The sequence below is a fragment of the Mesorhizobium sp. B2-1-1 genome (genome assembly GCF_006442975.2).
In the GTDB taxonomy this organism is placed as follows: domain Bacteria; phylum Pseudomonadota; class Alphaproteobacteria; order Rhizobiales; family Rhizobiaceae; genus Mesorhizobium.
Map to the genome: position 1 here is coordinate 1,654,534 of NZ_CP083954.1, position 20,062 is coordinate 1,674,595.

19 protein-coding genes and 1 pseudogene are annotated in these 20,062 nt (G+C 64.9%); 7 read left to right on the forward strand and 13 right to left on the reverse strand.

Features of this window, described 5'->3' with window-relative positions; genetic code table 11:
- Window positions 1-7 precede the first annotated feature (7 nt).
- From FJ972_RS08055 to phnG, 7 genes and pseudogenes are all read right to left on the reverse strand, one after another.
- Window positions 8-625, reverse strand: coding sequence for a DapH/DapD/GlmU-related protein (locus FJ972_RS08055; protein ID WP_140522574.1), 618 nt, complete (start codon window positions 623-625; stop codon window positions 8-10).
- The gene (gene phnL / locus FJ972_RS08060) at window positions 622-1,329 is read right to left on the reverse strand and encodes a phosphonate C-P lyase system protein PhnL (RefSeq protein ID WP_140522572.1); all 708 of its coding nucleotides are present in this window, start codon (window positions 1,327-1,329) and stop codon (window positions 622-624) included. The genes FJ972_RS08055 and phnL overlap by 4 nt, the downstream gene beginning before the upstream one ends.
- Window positions 1,330-1,393: 64 nt before the next feature.
- The gene (gene phnK, locus FJ972_RS08065) at window positions 1,394-2,170 is read right to left on the reverse strand and encodes a phosphonate C-P lyase system protein PhnK (RefSeq protein ID WP_056577906.1); all 777 of its coding nucleotides are present in this window, start codon (window positions 2,168-2,170) and stop codon (window positions 1,394-1,396) included.
- 128 nt (window positions 2,171-2,298) lie between these two features.
- Window positions 2,299-3,138 (reverse strand): annotated as a pseudogene (locus FJ972_RS08070) (alpha-D-ribose 1-methylphosphonate 5-phosphate C-P-lyase PhnJ); the annotation flags it as partial.
- Complete coding sequence (locus FJ972_RS08075; RefSeq protein WP_140522570.1) at window positions 3,135-4,247, reverse strand: carbon-phosphorus lyase complex subunit PhnI; 1,113 nt, start codon at window positions 4,245-4,247, stop codon at window positions 3,135-3,137. The pseudogene FJ972_RS08070 and the gene FJ972_RS08075, both read right to left, overlap by 4 nt.
- Before the next feature lies 1 nt (window position 4,248).
- Entirely contained in the window at window positions 4,249-4,860 is a 612-nt protein-coding gene (gene phnH / locus FJ972_RS08080; protein WP_140522568.1) for a phosphonate C-P lyase system protein PhnH, read from the reverse strand.
- The gene (gene phnG, locus FJ972_RS08085; RefSeq protein WP_140500313.1) at window positions 4,860-5,321 is read right to left on the reverse strand and encodes a phosphonate C-P lyase system protein PhnG; all 462 of its coding nucleotides are present in this window, start codon (window positions 5,319-5,321) and stop codon (window positions 4,860-4,862) included. The genes phnH and phnG overlap by 1 nt, the downstream gene beginning before the upstream one ends.
- Window positions 5,322-5,452: 131 nt before the next feature.
- Here phnG and phnF point away from each other — a divergent pair, with 131 nt between their 5' ends.
- A complete protein-coding gene (gene phnF / locus FJ972_RS08090) occupies window positions 5,453-6,187 on the forward strand; it encodes a phosphonate metabolism transcriptional regulator PhnF (protein ID WP_411969491.1) in 735 nt (244 codons plus the stop codon).
- Between the two features lie 120 nt (window positions 6,188-6,307).
- Here the strand turns inward: phnF and FJ972_RS08095 are convergent, their stop codons facing one another.
- The 6 genes from FJ972_RS08095 to FJ972_RS08120 all read right to left on the reverse strand — a co-directional run bounded on the left by FJ972_RS08095 (window position 6,308) and on the right by FJ972_RS08120 (window position 13,919).
- Entirely contained in the window at window positions 6,308-7,327 is a 1,020-nt protein-coding gene (locus FJ972_RS08095; protein ID WP_140522564.1) for a zinc-binding alcohol dehydrogenase family protein, read from the reverse strand.
- A 62-nt stretch (window positions 7,328-7,389) separates the two neighbouring features.
- Window positions 7,390-8,358, reverse strand: a complete 969-nt coding sequence (locus FJ972_RS08100) for an ABC transporter permease (protein WP_140500307.1) — start codon at window positions 8,356-8,358, stop codon at window positions 7,390-7,392.
- Window positions 8,355-9,908 carry a sugar ABC transporter ATP-binding protein gene (locus tag FJ972_RS08105; RefSeq protein ID WP_140500305.1) on the reverse strand — a complete coding sequence of 518 codons (1,554 nt, stop codon included), beginning with the start codon at window positions 9,906-9,908 and terminating at the stop codon, window positions 8,355-8,357. The genes FJ972_RS08100 and FJ972_RS08105 overlap by 4 nt, the downstream gene beginning before the upstream one ends.
- Window positions 9,909-9,970: 62 nt before the next feature.
- Entirely contained in the window at window positions 9,971-10,966 is a 996-nt protein-coding gene (locus FJ972_RS08110; protein ID WP_140513786.1) for an ABC transporter substrate-binding protein, read from the reverse strand.
- A 336-nt stretch (window positions 10,967-11,302) separates the two neighbouring features.
- Window positions 11,303-12,301 carry an aldo/keto reductase gene (locus FJ972_RS08115; protein ID WP_140522562.1) on the reverse strand — a complete coding sequence of 333 codons (999 nt, stop codon included), beginning with the start codon at window positions 12,299-12,301 and terminating at the stop codon, window positions 11,303-11,305.
- 112 nt (window positions 12,302-12,413) lie between these two features.
- Window positions 12,414-13,919 (reverse strand): UxaA family hydrolase, encoded by a 1,506-nt coding sequence (locus tag FJ972_RS08120; protein WP_140522560.1) that lies wholly within the window; start codon window positions 13,917-13,919, stop codon window positions 12,414-12,416.
- A gap of 252 nt (window positions 13,920-14,171) precedes the next feature.
- On the opposite strand from FJ972_RS08120, the gene FJ972_RS08125 reads away from it, so the two are divergent.
- The 6 genes from FJ972_RS08125 to gndA all read left to right on the forward strand — a co-directional run bounded on the left by FJ972_RS08125 (window position 14,172) and on the right by gndA (window position 20,022).
- Window positions 14,172-15,074 carry a GntR family transcriptional regulator gene (locus FJ972_RS08125; RefSeq protein WP_140500297.1) on the forward strand — a complete coding sequence of 301 codons (903 nt, stop codon included), beginning with the start codon at window positions 14,172-14,174 and terminating at the stop codon, window positions 15,072-15,074.
- A 138-nt stretch (window positions 15,075-15,212) separates the two neighbouring features.
- On the forward strand, window positions 15,213-15,569 hold the full coding sequence (locus FJ972_RS08130) for a DUF2946 family protein (protein WP_140500463.1): 357 nt from the start codon (window positions 15,213-15,215) through the stop codon (window positions 15,567-15,569).
- A gap of 102 nt (window positions 15,570-15,671) precedes the next feature.
- Window positions 15,672-16,214 carry a copper chaperone PCu(A)C gene (locus FJ972_RS08135; RefSeq protein WP_140522558.1) on the forward strand — a complete coding sequence of 181 codons (543 nt, stop codon included), beginning with the start codon at window positions 15,672-15,674 and terminating at the stop codon, window positions 16,212-16,214.
- 38 nt (window positions 16,215-16,252) lie between these two features.
- Window positions 16,253-16,771 (forward strand): YcnI family protein, encoded by a 519-nt coding sequence (locus tag FJ972_RS08140; protein WP_140500293.1) that lies wholly within the window; start codon window positions 16,253-16,255, stop codon window positions 16,769-16,771.
- Window positions 16,772-16,823: 52 nt separating this feature from the next.
- Window positions 16,824-18,458: a copper resistance CopC/CopD family protein gene (locus tag FJ972_RS08145; protein WP_140522556.1), complete on the forward strand. Its 1,635-nt coding sequence runs from the start codon at window positions 16,824-16,826 to the stop codon at window positions 18,456-18,458.
- Window positions 18,459-18,594: 136 nt separating this feature from the next.
- A complete protein-coding gene (gndA, locus tag FJ972_RS08150; protein WP_140500289.1) occupies window positions 18,595-20,022 on the forward strand; it encodes an NADP-dependent phosphogluconate dehydrogenase in 1,428 nt (475 codons plus the stop codon).
- Window positions 20,023-20,062 lie beyond the last annotated feature (40 nt).

The window sequence follows — 20,062 nt, forward strand, 5'->3', positions numbered from 1 at the left end:
ACCACCGTCATCCACCGTATTTTTCCAGGAAAGCTTCGGCCTCGAGCTGACGGAAATCGTCGAGTGCGGCGCGCAGCCTCGCATGGTCCCAATCCCACCAGGCAAGCGCCTGGTAGCGCTCGGCGGTGCGGCGGTCGAAGCGCTCGCGGACCGGCTTTGCCGGCACGCCGGCGACGATGGTGTAGGGAGCGACATCCTTCGATACCACCGCTCCGGCGCCGACGGCGGCGCCATCGCCGACGGTGATGCCGGGCAGGACTGTCGAGCCATGGCCAAGCCATGTGTCGTGGCCGATTGTGACGCGCCTGGCGCGGCGCTCAGCGAAAAATTCGCTCTCGTGTTCGGCATCGTCCCAATAGTCCGATGCGCGGTAGGTGAAATGGTGCAGCGTCGGCCGCCAGGTCGGGTGGTTGGTGGCGTTGATGCGCACGCTTGCCGCGATGTTGGAGAATTTGCCGATCGTCGCACACCAGACGGCGCAGTCCTGCATCATGTAGGAATAGTCGCCGAGTTCGCTTTCCGAAACCCGACAGCGGTCGGCGATTTCGGTCCACCGGCCAAGCGTCGAATTCTCCACGTCCGCCGTCGGGTGGACCAGCGGCGTCTCCGACAATTTCCTGCTCATGCGGCGAGCTTTCCCGGGGCGAAGGCGGTGACGTCGATGATGCGGTCGGCCACCGCTTCGCGCACATCATGGTCGTGGAAGATGCCGAGCAGGGCGACGCCTGCCGTTTTCTTGGCGGCGATGAGTTCGATCACCACATCGCGGTTCCTTGCGTCGAGCGAAGCGGTCGGCTCGTCGAGCAGCAGGATCGGGTGCTCGGTGATGAAGCCACGCGCGATATTGACGCGCTGCTGCTCGCCGCCGGAGAAGGTCGCCGGCGGCAATGCCCAGAGTTTTTCCGGCAGATTGAGCCGCGCCAGCAAGGCGCGCGCCTTACTTCTTGCTGTTTCGCGATCCTCGCCGCGCTCCACGAGCGGCTCGGCGATGACGTCGAGCGCCGATACGCGGGGCACGGTGCGCAGGAACTGGCTGACATAGCCGATGGTCTGGCGGCGCACGGCAAGCACGGTGCGCGGGCTGGCGCTGGCAAGGTCGATCAGCCCGTCTTCGTGCGTGACGATGATCTGGCCTTCGTCGACGGCGTAATTGCCGTAGAGCATCTTCAGGATCGAGCTCTTGCCGGCCCCGGACGGGCCGCCGAGCACGGTGCATTCACCGGCGCGGATCGAGAAGGAGACACCGGCGACGACAGGCAGTTTGATGCCGTCGCGCAGATGCATGGTGAAGCTCTTGGCGACGTCGGAAACAACGAGAGGCGTCGGCATCAGAAGGTACTCCAATCGTTATTCGTTTGCGGGCAGGACAGAGGGGGGTGACTTGGCGCCATCGTCAAACCTGCAGAATCGAGGAAACAAGTAATTGCGTGTACGGCGCGCGCGGGTCGTCGAGCACGCGGTCGGTGAGGCCGCTTTCGACGACGCGGCCGTCCTTCATCACCATCATGCGCTGCGACAAAAGCCGCGCCACCGCGAGGTCATGGGTGACGACGATGGCGGCGAGGCCGAGATCGGTGACGAGGCCGCGCAAGAGATCGAGCAGGCGCGCCTGCACCGAGACGTCGAGGCCGCCTGTCGGTTCATCCATGAACACCAGCCGCGGGCCGGTGACGAGGTTGCGGGCGATCTGCAGGCGCTGGCGCATGCCGCCGGAAAAGGCGCGCGGCTCGTCGTCGATGCGATCTTCCTCGATCTCGACGCGCGACAGCCAGTCGACGGCGGTGGCGCGGATCTTGCCGTAGTGGCGGTCGCCCACCGCCATCAAGCGTTCGCCGACATTGGCGCCGGCCGACACCGTCATGCGCAAGCCGTCGGCCGGATTCTGGTGGACAAAGCCCCAGTCGGTGCGCATCAGGAAGCGGCGCTCGGCCTCGCTCATGCGGTAGAGTTCGCGGAACTGGCCGTCGCGCATGCGGTAGCTGGCGGTGCCGGATGAGGGCAGCAGCCGCGTCGACAGGCAGTTGAGCAATGTCGTCTTGCCGGAGCCGGATTCGCCCACGACAGCCAGGACTTCGCCCGGCCACAGATCGAAGGTGACGTTGTCGCAGCCGACGCGCGAGCCGTAGAATTTCGAGAGCGCCGAAACGCGTAGCAAGGGTTCGTCGGTCATTGTATCTCCTTACCCTCCCCCTTGTGGGGAGGGTCGGCGCGCAGCGCCGGGGTGGGGGCTGCCGATGGGTCGCTACCCCCACCCGCGCCTTCGGCGCGACCTCCCCACAAGGGGGAGGTAGGGGTGCTGCGCCGCTTCTCGCAGTGGTCGGTGTCGGAGCAGACGAACATGTGGCCGCCGTGATCATCGAGGATGACCTCGTCGAGATAGACGTTCTCGGCTCCGCATAGCGCGCAGGGCTGGTCGAAGGTCTGCACCTCGAACGGATGATCCTCGAAGTCGAGGCTGACCACATCAGTGAAGGGCGGCAGCGCATAGATGCGCTTCTCGCGGCCGGCGCCGAACAGCTGCAAAGCCGGCGAGCGGTGCATCTTGGGATTGTCGAATTTCGGCGTCGGCGACGGGTCCATCACATAGCGGCCCTCAACCTTCACCGGATAGGCGTAGGTGGTGGCGATGCGGCCGTGCTTGGCGATGTCCTCGTAGAGCTTCACATGCATGAGGCCGTATTCCTCCAGCGCATGCATCTTGCGCGTTTCGGTCTCGCGCGGCTCGAGGAAGCGCAGGGGCTCGGGGATCGGCACCTGATAGACCAGCACCTGGCCCGCGGCGAGCGGATGTTCGGGAATGCGATGGCGGGTCTGGATGATGCTGGCGCTGGCCGTGTCGGTCGTCACCGCGACATTGGCGACCTTCTTGAAGAAGGCGCGGATCGAGACCGCATTGGTGGTGTCGTCGGCGCCCTGGTCGATGACCTTCAGCACATCGTCGGGGCCGATGATCGAAGCGGTAACCTGGACGCCGCCGGTGCCCCAGCCATAGGGCATCGGCATTTCGCGCGAGGCGAACGGCACCTGATAGCCGGGAATGGCGATGCCCTTGAGGATCGCGCGGCGGATCATCCGCTTGGTCTGTTCGTCGAGATAAGCGAAGTTATAGGCGGCGATGTCGGTCGGTTGCGCGCTCATTCCGCGGCCTCTTTCTTCTCTTCAATCTTGCTGGGATTTTCGCGAGCGTCGTACTCGGCGCGCATGCGGCGCACGAGGTCGAGTTCGGCCTGGAAGTCGACATAATGCGGCAGCTTCAGATGTTCGACGAAGCCGGTCGCCTGGACGTTGTCGGAGTGCGAGATGACGAATTCCTCGTCCTGGGCGGCGGCGACAATGTCCTCGCCGAGTTCGCTTGCACGAAGAGCGCGGTCGCAGAGTGCCATGGCCATCGCCTTGCGCTCGCTCTGGCCGAAGACCAGGCCATAGCCGCGGGTGAATTGCGGTGGTGCCTTTGCCGAGCCCTTGAACTGATTGACCATCTGGCATTCGGTGACGCGCACCGTGCCGAGCGGCACGGCGAAAGGCAGTTCGGGCACGTCGAGCTCCAGCTCGACCTCGCCGATGCGGATCTCGCCGACGAAGGGATGGTTGCGGGCATAGCCGCGCTGCGTGGAATAGCCGAGCGCCAGCAGGAACCCCTCGTCGCCGCGCGACAGCGCCTGCAGGCGGATGTCGCGAGCCATCGGGAACTCCAGCGGCTCGCGGGTGATGTCGCCGGGGACATGGTCCTGAGGCATGTCTCCGTCCGGCTCGATCAGCCCATCGCGAGCGAGGATCGCCGAGACGCGCGGCATTGCCTGCGCTTCCGTCTCGCGCCGCAAGGGCGCGGCGACATCGGCGCCGGCGGCAAGCTCGGGATCGAGCAGCCGGTGCGTGTAGTCGAAGGTGGGCCCAAGCAACTGGCCGCCGGGCAGGTCCTTGTAGGTCGCCGAAACGCGGCGTTCGACCAGCATGGTGGCGGTGTCGATGGCATTTGTATAGCCAAAGCGCGGCAGCGTGGTGCGGTAGGCCCGCACCAGGAAGATCGCCTCGATCATGTCGCCGCGCGCCTGCACGATAGCGAGTGCGGCGAGTTCGCGATCGTAAAGCGAGCCTTCGCTCATCACCCGGTCGACGCCGAGCGCCAGCTGTTCGACGATCTGGTCGAGGCGCAGTGCCGGTACCGAGCGGTCACCGCGCCGACGGTCAGCGAGCAGGCTGTGGGCGTTGGCGATTGCAGCTTCGCCGCCTTTTACCGCGACATACATGCTAGGCCTCCGTCGTCTTGATGCGTGTCGTACGCGGCAGGCAGGCGAGGCTGTCATGTGCCGCCAGGATGATGTCGACGCCGCGCGGAAAGCGGTTGATGTTCTGCTTCCACTGCTCGATGAAATGACGCGGCATGAGGGCCGGCGCGATCGTCGCCGTCTTCTCGATGCCAGGACCTTCGAGCAGCAGCGGCGTGCCTGACGTGAGATCGCCGACCTGCAGGATCAATGTGGTCGAGCGGTCGGGATAGTCCTGCGTGCCTTGCGAGAAACCGTCGAGCGCCATCATCTCGGCCGGCGAGGCCACAAAGGCGAAATGCGCGTCGGCCGGGGTGTTGGCCAGCGGCGCGCCGCTGTGAAAGCCGAGCCAGGACATGACCGCTGCCGAGGCGTGCAGGGCCGGGTCCAGCCAGAGCGGCGTGTCGTTGTCGCACAATGCCAGCGCAACCGCGCCCGATATCGCCGAAAGCGGCGCCGGCGGGCGGGCCAGGGCCGGCAAGGGTTGCACGCTGCCCGGCCGCGCCATTGCGTCCATGACGGCGCGAAACACCGTCTGGGCGTTGAACACCGGATCGGCGAACCCGCCCTCGATCGATTGCGCTGCGATATCCATCAATCTTCTCCGCGAACCATGGTGAAGAAATCCACCTTCGTTGCCGCCGTTTCGGCGCGGCGCCTTTCTCGTGCCGTGGTCAAGGCAGCCCGCAGCGGCGCGAGAAGGCCCGTTTCGACCGCCTCTCGGTGGGCGGGGTCCTGCCACAGCGCGTCGGCGATGGCCGCCAGCTTCGCCTTCTGCTTGTCGCGGCCGAGCGCATAGCAATGGCCGACCTGTCCGGACGGCAGGCGCACTGTGGCGCGGGTCACGGTGGCCTCGCCGACATTGAACGGCGCGCCGCCGCCGCCGATGCGGCCGCGCATGGTAACCAGGCCGGTCTCGGGACCGCGCAGCAGTTCGGCCTCGGCAGGCAGGCCGGATTCGTTCCAGAGGCGAACGATGTCGTCGCCGCTGGACTGCGCCAGGGTTGCCATGGCCGCCTTGCGTTCGGCCTGGTCGCGCGCTTCCTGTCCTCGCATGAGCAACATCCTTGCTTCTAATTTGTCTATTGATATAGACAACCATACGAATTATACCCATTACCTGACGCGAGTCCATGACGGGTGCGTGACAGGGGCCGGCCAGGGGCGAAACCGTGAACGGAAAACACGTGGCTGACGGTATCGAGCGGCGCAGCGGCGTCTCGTTGTGGCGCCAGATCGCCGACCGAATCCTGCAATCGATCGCTGCCGGCGATTTCGCCGAGAATGCCGCGCTGCCGCCGGAGGTGGCGCTGGCCGAGCGCTATGGCGTCAACCGTCACACGGTGCGCAGCGCCATCGCGGCGCTCGTGCAGGACGGGGTACTGCGGGCCGAGCAGGGGCGCGGCACTTTCGTGCTGTCGCGCAAGCGGCTGTCCTATCCGATCGGCGCGCGCACGCGATTTTCAACCGGCTTGCAGGGCCAGGCGTCGGAGCGGCATATCGTGCTGCTGGCCTCATCGGTCGAGCCGGCCAGCCGGCGCGTCGCCGAAGCCCTGGGCCTTGCCAGGGGATCGGATGTGATTCGCCTGGAGACGCGCGGCGAGGCCGATGGGAAGCCGGTGTCGCGCGCTTCCGGCTGGTTCGACGCCAGGCGCTTCGCCGGCATCGATGTGGCCATGGCCGAGACCGGGTCGATCACCGCATCGCTCAAGCGTTTCGGCATAGACGATTATCTCAGGCAATCGACGGTGCTGTCGGCGCGTCACGCCGATGCTTCCGACCTTGCCGACCTCGATCTGCAGCCGGGCGGCATCGTGCTGGTCACGATGGCCGTCAACATGACGACGGACGGCCGGCCGATCCAATTCGCCGAGGCGCGCTTCCCGGCGGAGCGGGTGGAGCTGAAACTGTCGGCGCTGTAGGGCGTGTCGGCCTTATACCAACGCTGGTACCAGACCAGCTCGGTTGTCAGCGGCTTGGCGGTTTGGGGGTCGCCCTGCGCGGGGCGTGGTCAATACGGGCCGGGTTCACGATCTGCCAGCTTATGCCCCCACCTCGATCACGGCCTTGATCAGGCCGGATTTCTCATGCGCCCAGCGGGCGAGATCACGTGGCGTGTCGGCAAGCGTGGTGCGGTGGGTGACGAGCTTGGCCAGCGGCACGGCGCCATCGCGGATCGAAGCGGCGACGTGGTCAAAGTCGGCCCTCAAGGCATTGCGGCTGCCGACAAGCGTCATCTCGCGCTTGTGGAACTCGGGGTCGGAAAAGGCGATGTCGTCCTTCACGACGCTGACCAGCACCAATGTCCCGCCATGCGCGACATGAGCGAAGGCCGACTGCACCGAGCCGGTGTTCCCGGTGGCGTCGAAGACCACGTCGAAGCCTTCGCCTGATGTCGCTTCGCTGACCAGATCGGATGCCGCGCCGCGCGACCCGTCGAGGGTCTTGAAGCCGAGTTCATTGGCGGCGAAGCCGAGCCTTTCGCTGCTCATGTCGAGCAGCGTCACGTCGAGCCCGGCGATGCGGGCGAAGATGGCGGTGCCGAGCCCGATCGGTCCGGCGCCGATGACGAGCGTCCGTGCGCCGGGATCGGCACGCGAGCGCCGCACCGCATGGGCGCCGATGGCCAGGAACTCGACGGCCGCGGCATCGGCCAACGACAGGCCGTTGGCTGGATAGAGGTTTTGTTCCGGGATAAGGATCTGTTCGCACATGGCGCCGTCGCGATGCACGCCGAGCACTTCGATCCGGACACAGCAATTGGGTTTACCGTGCCGGCAGGCGATGCATTTGCCGCACGCCAGATAGGGATTGATGATGACCGGCTCGCCCGTGGCAAGACCAACGCCTTCGCCCGCCTCGACGATGGTCCCCGACACTTCATGGCCCATGATGCGGGGGTAGGCGAGGAAGGGATGCTTGCCCTCGAAGATGTGGTAGTCGGTGCCGCAGATGCCGACATGGCTGACCGCCACCAGCGCCCAGCCGGGAGGCGGCGAGCCAGCCGCGGGACGGTCTTCCACGACAAGGTCGCCGGGCGAACGGCAGACAACGGCTTTCATGCTTCAATCCAGTCGGTTCATGGAATCGCCGGCCGATTTTTCGACCCGGCCGGCGATCGATTTTACTTGCCACCTCGGCGGCGCAGGCCGTCGAAGTAGACGATGACGATGATCAACATGCCGGTGATGACGCGCTGCCAGAACGTGTTGACGTTGAGCAGGTTGGCGCCGTTGTTGATGGTGGAGAGGATGAACGAGCCGATCAGCGGCCCGTGCACCGAACCGATGGCGCCGAACAGCGACGTGCCGCCGATCACCGACGAGGCGATGGCTTGCAACTCGTAGGTGTCGCCCTGCGTCGGATTGCCGATGCCGATGCGGGACGCGAGCAGCACGCCGACGAAGGCCGCGCACAGGCCGGACAGCACATAGGCCATGTAGATCGTGCGCGGCACGTTGACGCCGGAGAGGCGCGCGGCTTCCGCGTTCGAGCCGACGGAGAAGAGATAGCGTCCCCATCGCGTGTGGTGCAGGAAGACGTAGGAGGGCAGCGCAACCACGATCACCATCCAGAACAGATAGGGGATCCCCAGCAGCGAGCCGCGCGAAAACGCCTGGAACGCGTCGCTGTTGATCGATATCGAATTGCCATTGGTCATCAGGAGACCGATGCCGCGCAGCGAGGTCATGGTCGCCAGCGTGATGATGAAGGGCGGCAGGCCCATCCTGACGATGCCGAAACCGTGGAACAGGCCGATGGCGACCCCCACCAGCAGCGTCGCCAGAACCGCGATCCAGACCGGCCAGCCGGCATTGATCAGCAGTGCGACGATGACGGTGGCGAAGCCGACGATGGCGCCGACGGAAAGGTCGATGCCGCCGGTGATGATGACGAAGGTCTGGCCGACGGCCAGGATGGCGATCAGAGAACCCTGGCGCAGCAGGTTGGTGATATTGAGCGCCGAAGCGAAGGACGGCGTGGCGACCGCCAGGATGACCCACATCAGAAGCAGCAGGCCAAGCAGCGTCAGCCCGAACAGGGCATTGTAGTTGCGCTTCGGCTTTTCGGCAGGGATCGCCTCGGTGCTCATGTCTGTCCTCCCGTCTTTTCTTGTTTCTCGGCCAGGGCCTGGCTCAGAATGTCCTCGTGATCGGCGGTGCGGAAACCATGCGTGGCCACCAGCTTGCCGCGCCGGAACACATGCAGCGTGTCGGCCAGTTCGTAGACCTCAGGCAGATAGGACGAGATCAGGATGATGCCCGCGCCCTTGGACAACAGCACACTGAACAGCCGGTAGATCTCGGCCTTGGTGCCTACATCGACGCCGACCGTCGGCTCGTCGAAGATGAACAGTTTGGCGCCGTGCGCCAGCCACTTGCCGATGACGATCTTCTGCTGGTTGCCGCCCGACAGGCTGGAGGCCAGCGCGCCGCGCGTCGGCGTCTTGATCCTGAGGTCGGCGATCTGCCGGTCCGCCTCGGCCTTCTCCTGCGCAGACGAGATCAGCAGATTTTTCGATATGCGCTTGTAGATCGGCAGGTTGAGATTCAATGCAACCGGCAGGTTGAGGCACAGGCCCTGGTCGCGGCGGCTTTCCGGTGCCAGCGCCATGCCGAGCTTGATGGCGTCGTGCTCGGAGTTGACCTGCACCTCCTTGCCTTCCCACAACACCTGGCCGGCCGATTTGCGGTGGCGGCCGTAGAGGGTGGTGACGAATTCGCTGCGGCCGGCTCCGATCAGGCCGTAGAGCCCGACGATCTCGCCCGCGCGCACCGACAGAGAGACATTCTCGAAACCCTTGCCGGACAGGTTCCGCGCCTCGGCGATGACGGCGCCCGGCGTGAAATGCTCCTTGTGATAGATCTGCTCGATCGAGCGGTTGATCATCAGCTTGACCAGCTCCGGCTCATTGGTCTCGGCGATGTTGCGGGTGCCGACCAGCGTGCCGTCACGCAGCACCGAGACGCGGTCGGCGAGCTCGAACACCTCCTCCATGCGATGGCTGATGTAGATGATGGTGACGCCTTCACCCTTCAGGCGGCGGATCAGCGTGAACAGCTGGTCGGCCTCTTTGCGGGTGAGGTAGGCGGTCGGCTCGTCGAAAATCAGGAATTTGGTGCCGCGCACGGTGGCTCGGGCGGCGGCGATCAGCTGCTGCTGGCCGATGGTGAGATCGCCGAGCACGACATGCGCCGGCAGGTCGAAGCCGAGACCGTCGATGATCTTCTGCGCTTCCCTGACCATGGCTCGTTGCTGGAGGATGCCGAAGCGCGAGTTCTCCTCGCCGAGGAACATGTTGGCGGCGACGGTCAGGTGGCGGCAGAGCACGACTTCCTGGTGCACGGCGTTGATGCCGAGCGCCATGGCTTCGTGCGGCGTCGCCAGGGCAGCCGGCTTGCCTTCCCACACAACCTCTCCGGAGGTGCGCGGGATGACGCCGGTCAGGAGCTTGATCAGGGTCGATTTGCCGGCACCGTTCTCGCCGACGATGGCGTGGATCTCTCCCGCCTTGAAGGCCAGGGTCACAGGCTTCAGCGCATGCGTGCCGGGATAGCGCTTTTCCAGACCCTGCAGCTCGAGGATCGTCCTGCCGGGCTCCAGCACGGGGGCCGGATGCAGTTCCTGCGCGGTCGACGTCATGGCAATCCTCCCTGTTGTTTCCGGGGCGCAGAGGCCCCGGAAACAGTTGCGCGTGCCGATGCTCAGTTGAGCTTCGGGTTGAGCAGCGCGTCGATCTTGGGATCCTTCATGTTGGCCTTGGTGACCAGGTTGGCGCCGGTGTCGACATTGGTCTCGACCTTTTCGCCCTTGGAGGCGGCAAGCGCGGTCTTGATGCCGTCATAGCCCATCCGGTAGGGATCCTGGACGACGAGGGCGGAAATGACGCCGTCGTTGAGGAACTTGATCAGCTTCTCGTCGCTGTCGAAGCCAACCAGCGCCAGCTTGCCGCCGAGGCTGTTTTCGGCGACAGCCTGCCCGACGCCCTGCGCCATGATCAGGTTGGAAGCGAAAATACCCTTGAGGTTCGGATTGGCGGTGATCAGGTCGGTGGCGATGTTGAGGCCGGTGGTGGCCTGGCCGTCGGCATATTTGTCGGCGACCAGCTTCAGGCCCGGATATTTCGCCTTGAGCTGTTCGATGAAGCCCTGCTTGCGCTGTTCGAGCGAGCCGGCGCCAGGCGTGTTGGTGATCAGGGCAACGTCGCCCTCGATCTTGCCGCCATTGGCTTCGCCGATGGCCGCTGCGAGGCCGTCAGCGGCGACGCGGCCGCCCTGGACGTTGTCAGTGGTCAGGAAGGAGGTGAAGGCCTTGGAGTCGGCGCCGGAATCGATGCCGATAACCTTGACCTTGGCGGCGGCTTCGTCGATCGGCTTGCCGAGCGCCTTGAACTCGGTCGGCGAGATGACGATCGCCGCCGGATTGCTGGCGACGGCGTTTTCGAGGATCGAGATCTGGCCGTTTACGTCGGTCTCTGCCTGGGCGCCGAGCTCCGGCACGTTGACGCCGAGATCCTTGCCGGCCTTGCGGGCCCCGGCCAGGACGATCTGCCAGTAGAAGGACGTGGTGTCCTTGACGATGATCGGAATGGTCACGTCCGCCGCCGAAACCGGCGCCGAGTGCATGACGCCGGCAAGCATCGACGCGGCCGCCAGCGCCATGACAGCGCGGCGATTGAGAATGCTGGTCACGAATTTCATGGAATTCCTCCCTAGGTCGCCCGGTGAACGATACGGAAGCTCGGTTCGGATAGGCGTAGCCAAACAGAACTTTATCAATAAAAAACAGTTGCAGTATTTTGATAGTGCATCGATCCGGTCGATGCAAGCGGTGTTTATGCCATCCTCGGGGCATGGCGGTCATGACAGCACTGGCGCCTTGCTCTCCCCACGCTGCCCGACGCTTCCGTTTCGTGTGACTAACGTATGGAATATTAATTCCATAAATTAGTCAATATAGAATGCCCGTTCCTTCTTCGGTTCGCGGGATCGTGAAGCCCCGCGATCGCACGCCTTCGCCCGGGCGGATCGGGCACTTCATGCCAATTCCTGCACTACGGTGTAGGGGCGGTATCTGGCGTAGTCCGCCTGAGGCACGTCGACATCAAGCAGTTCGAGATTGCGGGTCAGGTTCGCCAGCTTGGCGGTGCCGGTCAGCACGGTGGCGACCGAGGATTCCTGGAGGGGGAACTGGAACGCGGCGGCGGCGAGCGGGTAACCACCTTCGGCGGCGATCCGCTCCATCGCGCCGACGCGGTCGAGCACGTCACCGCTGGCGGGCTTGTAGTCGAAATGGGCGCCCTGCACCGGTCCGGTCGCCAATATGCCGGAGTTGAACACACCGCCGATGACCAGCGAAGTCTGTCGGGCGCGGCAGAGCGGCAAAAGTTCGGCTTCGGCGCTGCGATCGAGCAAGGAATAGCGGCTGGCGAGCAGGATACAATCGAGCGGCGCGCGACGCATCACGTCGAGACATATCCGGACTTCGTTGACGCCGAGCCCGTAGGCGGAAATGACGCCGGAGTTTTTCAGTTCTTCGAGCGCCTTGAGCCCACCGTCCATCAACTGGCGAAAGTGCATTTTGGTCTTCTCGACGCCATGCGTGTACACGCCGATGTCGTGCACAAACAGGATGTCTATCCTGTTTAGACCAAGCCGCGCATAGCTGAAGTCGACCGAGCGCATGATGCCGTCATAGGAATAGTCGTAGTCGAGCGCGAAGGGCAGCGGATCGACATAGGAGTGATCGGGAACCTGATCCTCCGGAACGGGCCGGAACAGGCGCCCGACCTTGGTCGACAGCACATAGGAATCGCGCGGCTTATAGCGCAGGAAGTCGCCGAAACGCCGCTCCGACAGGCCGAAACCATAGAAGGGCGCGGTGTCGAAATAGCGCAGGCCCGCCTCCCACGCGCCTTGCAACGTTTCCATCGCCGCCTCGCGCGAACAGGCGCGGTAGAGCCCGCCGATCGCGGCACCGCCGAAGCTTACTTCGGTGACCTCGAGCGCCGTCTGGCCGATGCGGCGTTTTTCCATGCACAACCTCCCCGTTGCCCGCCATTATCCGGCGCGGCAGATTCCAAGACCTCAAGCCGCAGCATTCCAGGAAAGTTCGTGGCCACTTTCCGGACTGCGCGACTTCAAAGAGCTAGAGCGTCGCGCCGAGATGCCAGGGCACGAACTCGTTGTCGCCGTAGCCGAAATCCTCGCTCTTGGTCTTGCGGCCGGAGGCCGTCTCGACGATCAGTTCGAAGATCTCGCGGCCCATGCCGGCGATGGTCTTCTCGCCGGAGGCGATGACGCCGCAATTGACGTCCATGTCCTCTTCCATCTGATGATACATGGTCGAGTTGGTGGCGACCTTGATCGACGGCGTCGGCCGGCAGCCGAAGCAGGAGCCGCGGCCGGTGGTGAAGACGATGATGTTGGCGCCGCCCGCCACCTGGCCGGTGGCGGACACCGGGTCGTAGCCGGGCGTGTCCATGAACACCAGCCCGCTGCCGGTGACCTTTTCGGCATAGCCGAAGACGCCGTTGAGCGGCGTCTGGCCGCCCTTGGCTACCGCGCCCAGCGATTTCTCCAGGATGGTGGTGAGGCCGCCGCGCTTGTTGCCGGGCGAGGGGTTGTTGTCGATCGAGGCGCCGTGCTTGGCGACGTGGTCTTCCCACCACTTGACGTAGCCATCGAGCTTCTTGGCGATCTCGGGCGTCGCGGCGCGATAGGCGAGCAGATGTTCGGCGCCGTAGATTTCCGTCGTCTCGGAGAGAATACCGATGCCGCCGACGCCGGCCAGAATGTCTACCGCAGCGCCCAGCGCCGGATTGGCCGTGATGCCCGACATGCCGTCGGAGCCGCCGCATTGCAGGCCGACGACGATCTCGCTCACGGGGATCGGTTCGCGCTTGAGCTCGCCGACTTCCTCGGCGATCTCGGCCAGTACGCCCATGGCCTTTTCGACCGATTTGCGCGACCCGCCGGCGTCCTGGATGTTGAAATGGCGCTTACCGGCGGCCGCACCCTTCTGGCCGTACAGCGTGAGCTGGTTGACCTCGCAGCCGAGCCCAACCATCAGCGCGCCGCCGAAATTGGGATGGCGGGCATAGCCGGCCAATGTGCGGTGCAGCACCATCATGCCGTCGCCGGTGGCGCTCATGCCGCAGCCCTGGCCGTGAACGATCGGGACGAAGCCGTCGATGCCGGGATATTTTGGCAGCAGCGTGCGGTTGGCCGCGTCGGCGATGGCGTGGCAGACGGTGGCCGAACAGTTGACGCTGGCGATGATGCCGATGAAGTTGCGCGTGCCGGCGCGGCCGTCGGCGCGGCGATAACCCATGAAGGTGCGGGCGCGGTCGGCCTCGGTCGCATGCTCGGCCTCGCTTGGCGGTACCACCGGCAGGCGGCCGGCCTCGAACACCAGATTGTGCGAATGGACATGCTCGCCGGGCGCGATGTCCTGCGTGGCGCGGCCGATTGCCTGGGCATATTTGACCACGGCGGACCCGGCGGGAATCGGCTTGATCGCCACCTTGTGGCCGGGCTCGATGATGGCGGCGGCAAGCGCTCCGCCGGGCAGCGCGGTGCCGGTCTCGATGCGGCCATTGGCGACCGCGACATTGTCGGCTGGGGACAGAAGAATTGAGTTGGAGGCGTTCACGGGCGTTTCCTGGGGTGATCCTGGGAGGCGCGGATTGACACGCGCCTGTTAAGAGTTAATGTCTTTTATCGTGAAAAAACAGTTTTGCGTCAATTGTTTTTTCCGGCAGTTCCTGTGCGGCTGGATGAGTAGCGGCGCTGCAACCGGTAAGCGAGCCCCTCGGCAAAGCGATTCCGCTTTCGAGGGCGATAGGAACGTCATATTGCGCTTCAAGCCGGCCGCCGCAAGCGCCGGCCAGCGATGGGTCAGGGCATGTCGAAGAGCAACAACGTCTACAAGGATGCCTATAACAGGTGCCTCAGGCTGCTCGACGAGACGCGCAGCCTGCCTTCGGAACCGGAGCTGGGTACGCTGCTCGGCGTCAGCCGCACCACTGTGCGCAGCATCCTTGCGCGCATGGAAGAAACCGGATTGATCGCCTGGAACAAGCGCGCCAAGACGGTGCTGCGCGAAACGCGCCCCGATGATTTCTTTCCCGAGGAAGAGACCGACACGCTGGCCGAGATCATCGAGCGGTCGTTCATGCGCAGGCTGCTCGCCGGCGGCGCCGAGGCCGGCATGCAGATCAATGAGCTCGAACTGGCGCGCGAGATCGGCGTCGGCACCACCAGCGTGCGCGAGTTCCTGATCCGCTTCTCCCGCTTCGGCCTGATCGAGAAGCGCCGCAACAGCCATTGGGTGCTGAAGGGTTTCACCCGCGCCTTCGCGCTGGAGTTGACGGAAATCCGCGAGATGTTCGAGCTGCGCTCGGCATCGGCGTTCACCGCACTGCCGCAGGACAGCGCGGTGTGGGCCGATCTCGACAATCTCGAAGAGGAACACCGCGGCCTCGCCCGTGACATCGCCACGCGCTTCAACGAATTCTCGGAGCTCGACGAGCGCTTCCATCGGCTGATCCACCGCGCCTCGCACAACCGCTTCATCGTCGATTTCTATGATGTCATCGCCATGATCTTCCATTACCACTACCAGTGGAACAAGGCGCAGGAGCGCGAGCGCAACGAAATCGCGATCGGCGAGCATCTGGCCTATATCGCGGCGCTCAAATCACGCGACCTGGGCAAGGTCGATGCCGCCTGCCGCAAGCATTTGAAGTCGGCGCGCCAGACGCTGCTGACCTCGATCCCCGAGAGCCGGCACCCACAGAGGCCCTGATCGCGCCGCGTTGCCGCAGCACCGATTTGCCGATTTTCCGTCTCTTGCTGCCGTGGTAGACATCTTCCGGTGATCGCTTGAAGATGCAGATGGTTTGAACAGGCAAGTCATTTGACCAAAAAGGGGAGACGGTGGAGCATTCCGGTCGCGCTTGTCGCGGCCTACCTGCTGCTGCTTCAGTCGACGCTGAGCGCATTCGCCTTCGCCACCGGACCGGCCGCCTCGCAAATCGACGCCTTCGGCAACGTCATCTGCACCCACGAGGGCACTGCCCAGCTTCCCGATGGCGGCCCGCATCCGTCGCATCTGCCGGCATGCTGCATGCTGGGCTGCAGCATGGTTTCAGCGGCCTTTGCGCCGCCACCCGATGCCGGGCTTGCGCTGGCCTCGCTTTCGTTCGAAGCCGTCGTTTTCATCTTTCCGGCGGCCACGCATCTCAATTTCGCGCGCCAGCGGTCGCCGTCGAACCCGCGCGCGCCGCCGCTTTCGGCCTGAGCCTGCTGTACGCCCGGCGGAACCTTCCGCCGGTGCTTTCATCCAAAGAACGAATCGTTCGCGACCGGCCAACGGCGCGATCCCCTATTCATGGAGCAAACCATGTCCCAAGCTTTTCATATCGCGGCGCCTCCTTCGGGCGGCCGCACCAAATTCCTGCGCCGTTTCAATGAACGTGTCGGCCTTGCCGTGCTGGCGTTTGTGCTGTTGTTCTTCGGTGCCCAGGCCGTCTGCGCGCATGAATTCAAGGCCGGCGATCTCGAGATCGAGCATCCCTGGTCGCGCGCGACACCCACAGGCGCCAAGGTGGCCGGCGGCTATTTCACCATCACCAACAAGGGCAATGCACCCGACCGGCTGCTGTCGATTTCCTCCGACGTCTCCGAAAAAGCAGAGCTGCATGAAATGGGCGTCAAGGACGGCGTCATGACCATGCGGCCGGTGACGGGCGGCCTGGAAATCCCGGCCGGCGGCAAGGTGGCGCTAGCACCCGGCGGCTATCACCTGATGTTCATCGGCCTGAAGCGGCAACCCAAGCAGGGCGAAGAATTCGCAGCCACGCTGACCTTCGAAAAGGCTGGCGCCGTCAACGTCGAGTTCGCTGTCGAAGGCATGGGCGGTGGCATGGACGACCACGCCAATTGACCGCGCCATCCACAACTATTGAATTCAGAGGGACCATCATGAACAAGTATCTTCTGTCGGCCGGCGCGCTTCTGGCGCTGGGGACCAGTGCCGCCTTTGCGCATGTCACGCTCGAAACACAGGAAGCGGCGGTCGGTTCGACCTACAAGGCCATCCTGCGGGTGCCGCATGGCTGTGACGGCAAGGCGACGACCGCCGTGCGCGTGCAGATCCCGGAAGGGGTGATCGCGGTGAAGCCGATGCCGAAGCCCGGCTGGACGCTGCAGACCAAGAAGGGCAAGTACGAGAAATCCTACCAGCTCTACGGCCAGGCGGTGGCCGACGGCGTCAAGGAGGTCGATTGGAGCGGCGGCAATCTGCCAGACGAATTCTACGACGAGTTCGTCTTCCGTGCGATGCTGACGGCAGACCTCCCGGCGGGTCAGAAACTCTATTTCCCGGTGGTGCAGGAGTGCGATGGCGCCGCCGACCGCTGGATCGAAATCCCGGCGGCCGGGCAGGACGAAGACGCCCTGGAGAACCCCGCGCCCGGCATCGAGCTCACGCCGAAAAAGTAAGCTCTCGCGGTGCGCTCCATTGTCCGGAGCGCGCCGCATTTATGGCAATGACATGACGGTGATATTCCCTTCCAGGACGGTTCGCGCGACCGGCAAGCTCATCGGCCGAGCTGCCATAGGGCTGCTGACCTTGGCCATGCTGATTGCCGTGGCCACGACAAATCAGGCCTTTGCGCACGCCGCGCTGATCAAGACCGATCCGGCCGACGGCGCCGTGCTGTCGCAGGCCCCGGCGCAATTCGCGCTGACTTTCAGCGAACCGGTCTCGCCACTGGTGCTGACGCTGGTGAAGCCCGACGGCACGCCCGTTCCGCTGACGTCCTTCCGCCTCAGCGACCAGACCGTCGTGATCGACGATCCGCAGGCACTTGGATCGGGCACGCATGTGCTGAGCTGGCGAGTGATTTCCGCCGACGGTCATCCGGTCGGCGGCTCTCTGCTGTTTTCCATCGGCGCGGCGAGCCAGCCGCCGGCTGTTTCCGAAGCCGTCGACTGGCAATTGCGCTCGGCGATCTGGATCGGCAAGGTCTGCCTCTATATCGGCCTATTCCTCGGGGTCGGCGGCGCCTTCGCTCTCGCCTGGCTGGCGCGGGGTGGCCGCGCCGGACAGCGCTTCGTCGCCGCCGCAATCCTGTGCGGGCTGGTCGCGGCAACCCTGTCGCTTGGCTTTCAAGGGCTGGATGCGCTCGGCGCGCCGCTCTCGCATATGGCGCAGCCGGCCATCTGGACCGCCGGTCTCGGCACCAGCTTCGGCTGGACGGCGTTGATCGCGTTGATCGCGCTGGGGCTCGGTCTTTTGTCGCTGGCCGGGCCGCGCGCGGCCGCCAGGCCCCTCGCGCTCGCCGGCCTGGCCGGAACGGGTCTCGCGCTCGCCGCCAGCGGCCACGCAAGTGCCGCCGAGCCGCAATGGCTGACGCGGCCGATGGTGTTCCTGCATGGCGCGGGCATTGCCTTCTGGGCCGGCGCGCTGGCGCCGCTCGGACTCGCGCTGAAACGGCAGGATGCCGAAGCCGTCACGTTCCTTCGCCGGTTCTCCGCCGCTATCATGCCGGTGGTGGCCTTGCTTGCCGCCGCCGGCGTGGTGCTGGCCGTCATCCAGGTGCAAACACCCGCAGCGCTGGTCAACACCGCCTATGGCCGGCTGCTGCTGGTCAAGCTCGCGCTGCTGGTCTTCCTGTTCACGCTCGCCGCCGTCAACCGCTGGAGGTTGACGGCAATGGCCGAGGCGGGGGCGACGGAAGTGCGGCGCAGGCTCACCCGTTCGATCGGCGTCGAAATACTGATCGTACTCGCCATCTTCGGTGTTGCCGCCGGCTGGCGCTTCACGCCGCCGCCACGGGCGCTGGCGATTGCCGCGGCGCAGCCGGTGTCGGTTCATATCCACGCGCTGAAGGCGATGGCCGACCTCAGCATCACGCCCGGCCATGCCGGGCCGGTCGCCGCCTCGATGATCATCATGACCGGCGATTTCGGGCCGCTCGACGCCAAGGAGGTGACGCTGGTGCTGTCGAAGCCGGACTCCGGCATCGAGCCGCTGAAGCGGGCCGCGACAAAGCCCGGCGACGGCAGCTGGCGTGTCGACGATCTCGTCATCCCGGTCCCTGGCCGGTGGACGGCGCGCATCGACATACTGGTCTCCGATTTCGAGATGGTGAAGATCGAGGCGCCGGTAGACATCAGGCCGTGATGGCTCTCCAACACAATTCGGCGAGGCGGTTGACGCGAGCCTGAAGGCCCGTCAATCATCCTGGCAGGATGCATCTTGGCAAAAACCCGGGCAATCGCGGGCTCGAACAAACAAGATCCGAAAGCAGGGAAGAAACATGGAAAAAGCCGAAATTGGCCTGATCGGCCTTGGCACGATGGGCTCCAACCTGGCGCTCAACATCGCCGAGCACGGGCACCGCATCGCTGTGTTCAATCGCACCAAGGCGCGTACGGATGCCTTTGTCGAGAATGCCGGCGCGCTCAGGGATATGGTTGTCCCCTGCTACAGCCTGGAAGAACTCGCCGCCGCGATCCGGCCGCCGCGTCCGATCATCATCATGGTGCTGGCCGGCAAGCCGGTCGATGAACAGATCGCCGCATTGCGCGGCGTGCTGTCCCATGACGACATCGTCATCGATGCCGGCAACGCCAATTTCCGCGACACGATGCGGCGCTTTTCCGAGCTGGCGGGCTCCGGCCTCACCTTCATCGGCATGGGCGTGTCCGGCGGCGAGGAGGGTGCGCGCCACGGGCCGTCGATCATGGTCGGCGGCACCGAGGAGTCCTGGAAGCGCGTCGAGAAGGTGCTGACGGCAATCTCCGCCAAGTTCAAGGACGAGCCATGCGCGGCCTGGCTCGGCACCGACGGCGCCGGCCATTTCGTCAAGACCATCCACAACGGCATCGAATATGCCGACATGCAGATGATCGGCGAGATCTACGGCATCCTGCGCGATGGCCTGGGCATGGCGCCGAAGGAGATCGGCGCCGTATTCGCCGGCTGGAACAAGGGCCGGCTCAACTCCTACCTGATCGAGATCACCGCCAAGGTGCTGGCGTCAGATGATCCCAAGACCGGCAAGCCGGTGGTCGACATCATCCTCGACCGCGCCGGCCAGAAGGGCACCGGCAAATGGTCGGTTATCGAGGCACAGCAACTCGGCATTCCGGCGACCGCCATCGAGGCGGCGGTGGCGGCACGCGTCCTGTCATCGATCAAGGACGAGCGGCTTGCGGCGGAAAAAGCCTATGGCAACATCGGCGTCACCAGGATTTCGGGCGACAAGGCAGACCTGCTCAAGGATCTGGAACTGGCGCTGTTCGCCGGCAAGATATCAGCCTACGCGCAAGGCTTCGCCGTGATGAGCGGCGCTTCGAAGGCGTTCAACTGGAACCTGCCGATGCCGACCATCGCCAAGATCTGGCGTGCCGGCTGCATCATCCGATCGCAGATGCTCGACACCATGGCCGAAGCCTTCGGCCGCGGCGGCGCTTCGACCAATCTCCTGATGGCGCCGGCCTTCATCACCATGATGCAGGAGGCGCATCCGTCACTGCGGCGCGTCGTGGCCAGGGCTTCCGAAGCCGGATCGCCGGTGCCGGCGCTGTCTTCGGCCCTTGCCTATTTCGACAGCTATCGCCAGGGCCGCGGGACCTCGAACCTGATCCAGGCACAGCGTGATTTCTTCGGTGCGCATGGCTTCGAGCGTATCGATGACAAGGGCGCCTTCCATGGACCCTGGGGGAGCGGCGCCGCCGGCTAACGGTTCAGCGTTTCGCGGAACGGCGTACCGCTCTATCTCT

What these genes read in the sequence shown, in the direction of transcription:
- FJ972_RS08055 (WP_140522574.1), bottom strand. Translation starts at nt 625, where the DNA reads ATGAGCAGGAAATTGTCGGAGACGCCGCTGGTCCACCCGACGGCGGAC.
- phnL (WP_140522572.1), bottom strand. Translation starts at nt 1,329, where the DNA reads ATGCCGACGCCTCTCGTTGTTTCCGACGTCGCCAAGAGCTTCACCATG.
- phnK (WP_056577906.1), bottom strand. Translation starts at nt 2,170, where the DNA reads ATGACCGACGAACCCTTGCTACGCGTTTCGGCGCTCTCGAAATTCTAC.
- FJ972_RS08075 (WP_140522570.1), bottom strand. Translation starts at nt 4,247, where the DNA reads ATGTATGTCGCGGTAAAAGGCGGCGAAGCTGCAATCGCCAACGCCCAC.
- phnH (WP_140522568.1), bottom strand. Translation starts at nt 4,860, where the DNA reads ATGGATATCGCAGCGCAATCGATCGAGGGCGGGTTCGCCGATCCGGTG.
- phnG (WP_140500313.1), bottom strand. Translation starts at nt 5,321, where the DNA reads ATGCGAGGACAGGAAGCGCGCGACCAGGCCGAACGCAAGGCGGCCATG.
- FJ972_RS08095 (WP_140522564.1), bottom strand. Translation starts at nt 7,327, where the DNA reads ATGAAAGCCGTTGTCTGCCGTTCGCCCGGCGACCTTGTCGTGGAAGAC.
- FJ972_RS08100 (WP_140500307.1), bottom strand. Translation starts at nt 8,358, where the DNA reads ATGAGCACCGAGGCGATCCCTGCCGAAAAGCCGAAGCGCAACTACAAT.
- FJ972_RS08105 (WP_140500305.1), bottom strand. Translation starts at nt 9,908, where the DNA reads ATGACGTCGACCGCGCAGGAACTGCATCCGGCCCCCGTGCTGGAGCCC.
- FJ972_RS08110 (WP_140513786.1), bottom strand. Translation starts at nt 10,966, where the DNA reads ATGAAATTCGTGACCAGCATTCTCAATCGCCGCGCTGTCATGGCGCTG.
- FJ972_RS08115 (WP_140522562.1), bottom strand. Translation starts at nt 12,301, where the DNA reads ATGGAAAAACGCCGCATCGGCCAGACGGCGCTCGAGGTCACCGAAGTA.
- FJ972_RS08125 (WP_140500297.1), top strand. Translation starts at nt 14,172, where the DNA reads ATGTCGAAGAGCAACAACGTCTACAAGGATGCCTATAACAGGTGCCTC.
- FJ972_RS08135 (WP_140522558.1), top strand. Translation starts at nt 15,672, where the DNA reads ATGTCCCAAGCTTTTCATATCGCGGCGCCTCCTTCGGGCGGCCGCACC.
- FJ972_RS08140 (WP_140500293.1), top strand. Translation starts at nt 16,253, where the DNA reads ATGAACAAGTATCTTCTGTCGGCCGGCGCGCTTCTGGCGCTGGGGACC.
- FJ972_RS08145 (WP_140522556.1), top strand. Translation starts at nt 16,824, where the DNA reads ATGACGGTGATATTCCCTTCCAGGACGGTTCGCGCGACCGGCAAGCTC.
- gndA (WP_140500289.1), top strand. Translation starts at nt 18,595, where the DNA reads ATGGAAAAAGCCGAAATTGGCCTGATCGGCCTTGGCACGATGGGCTCC.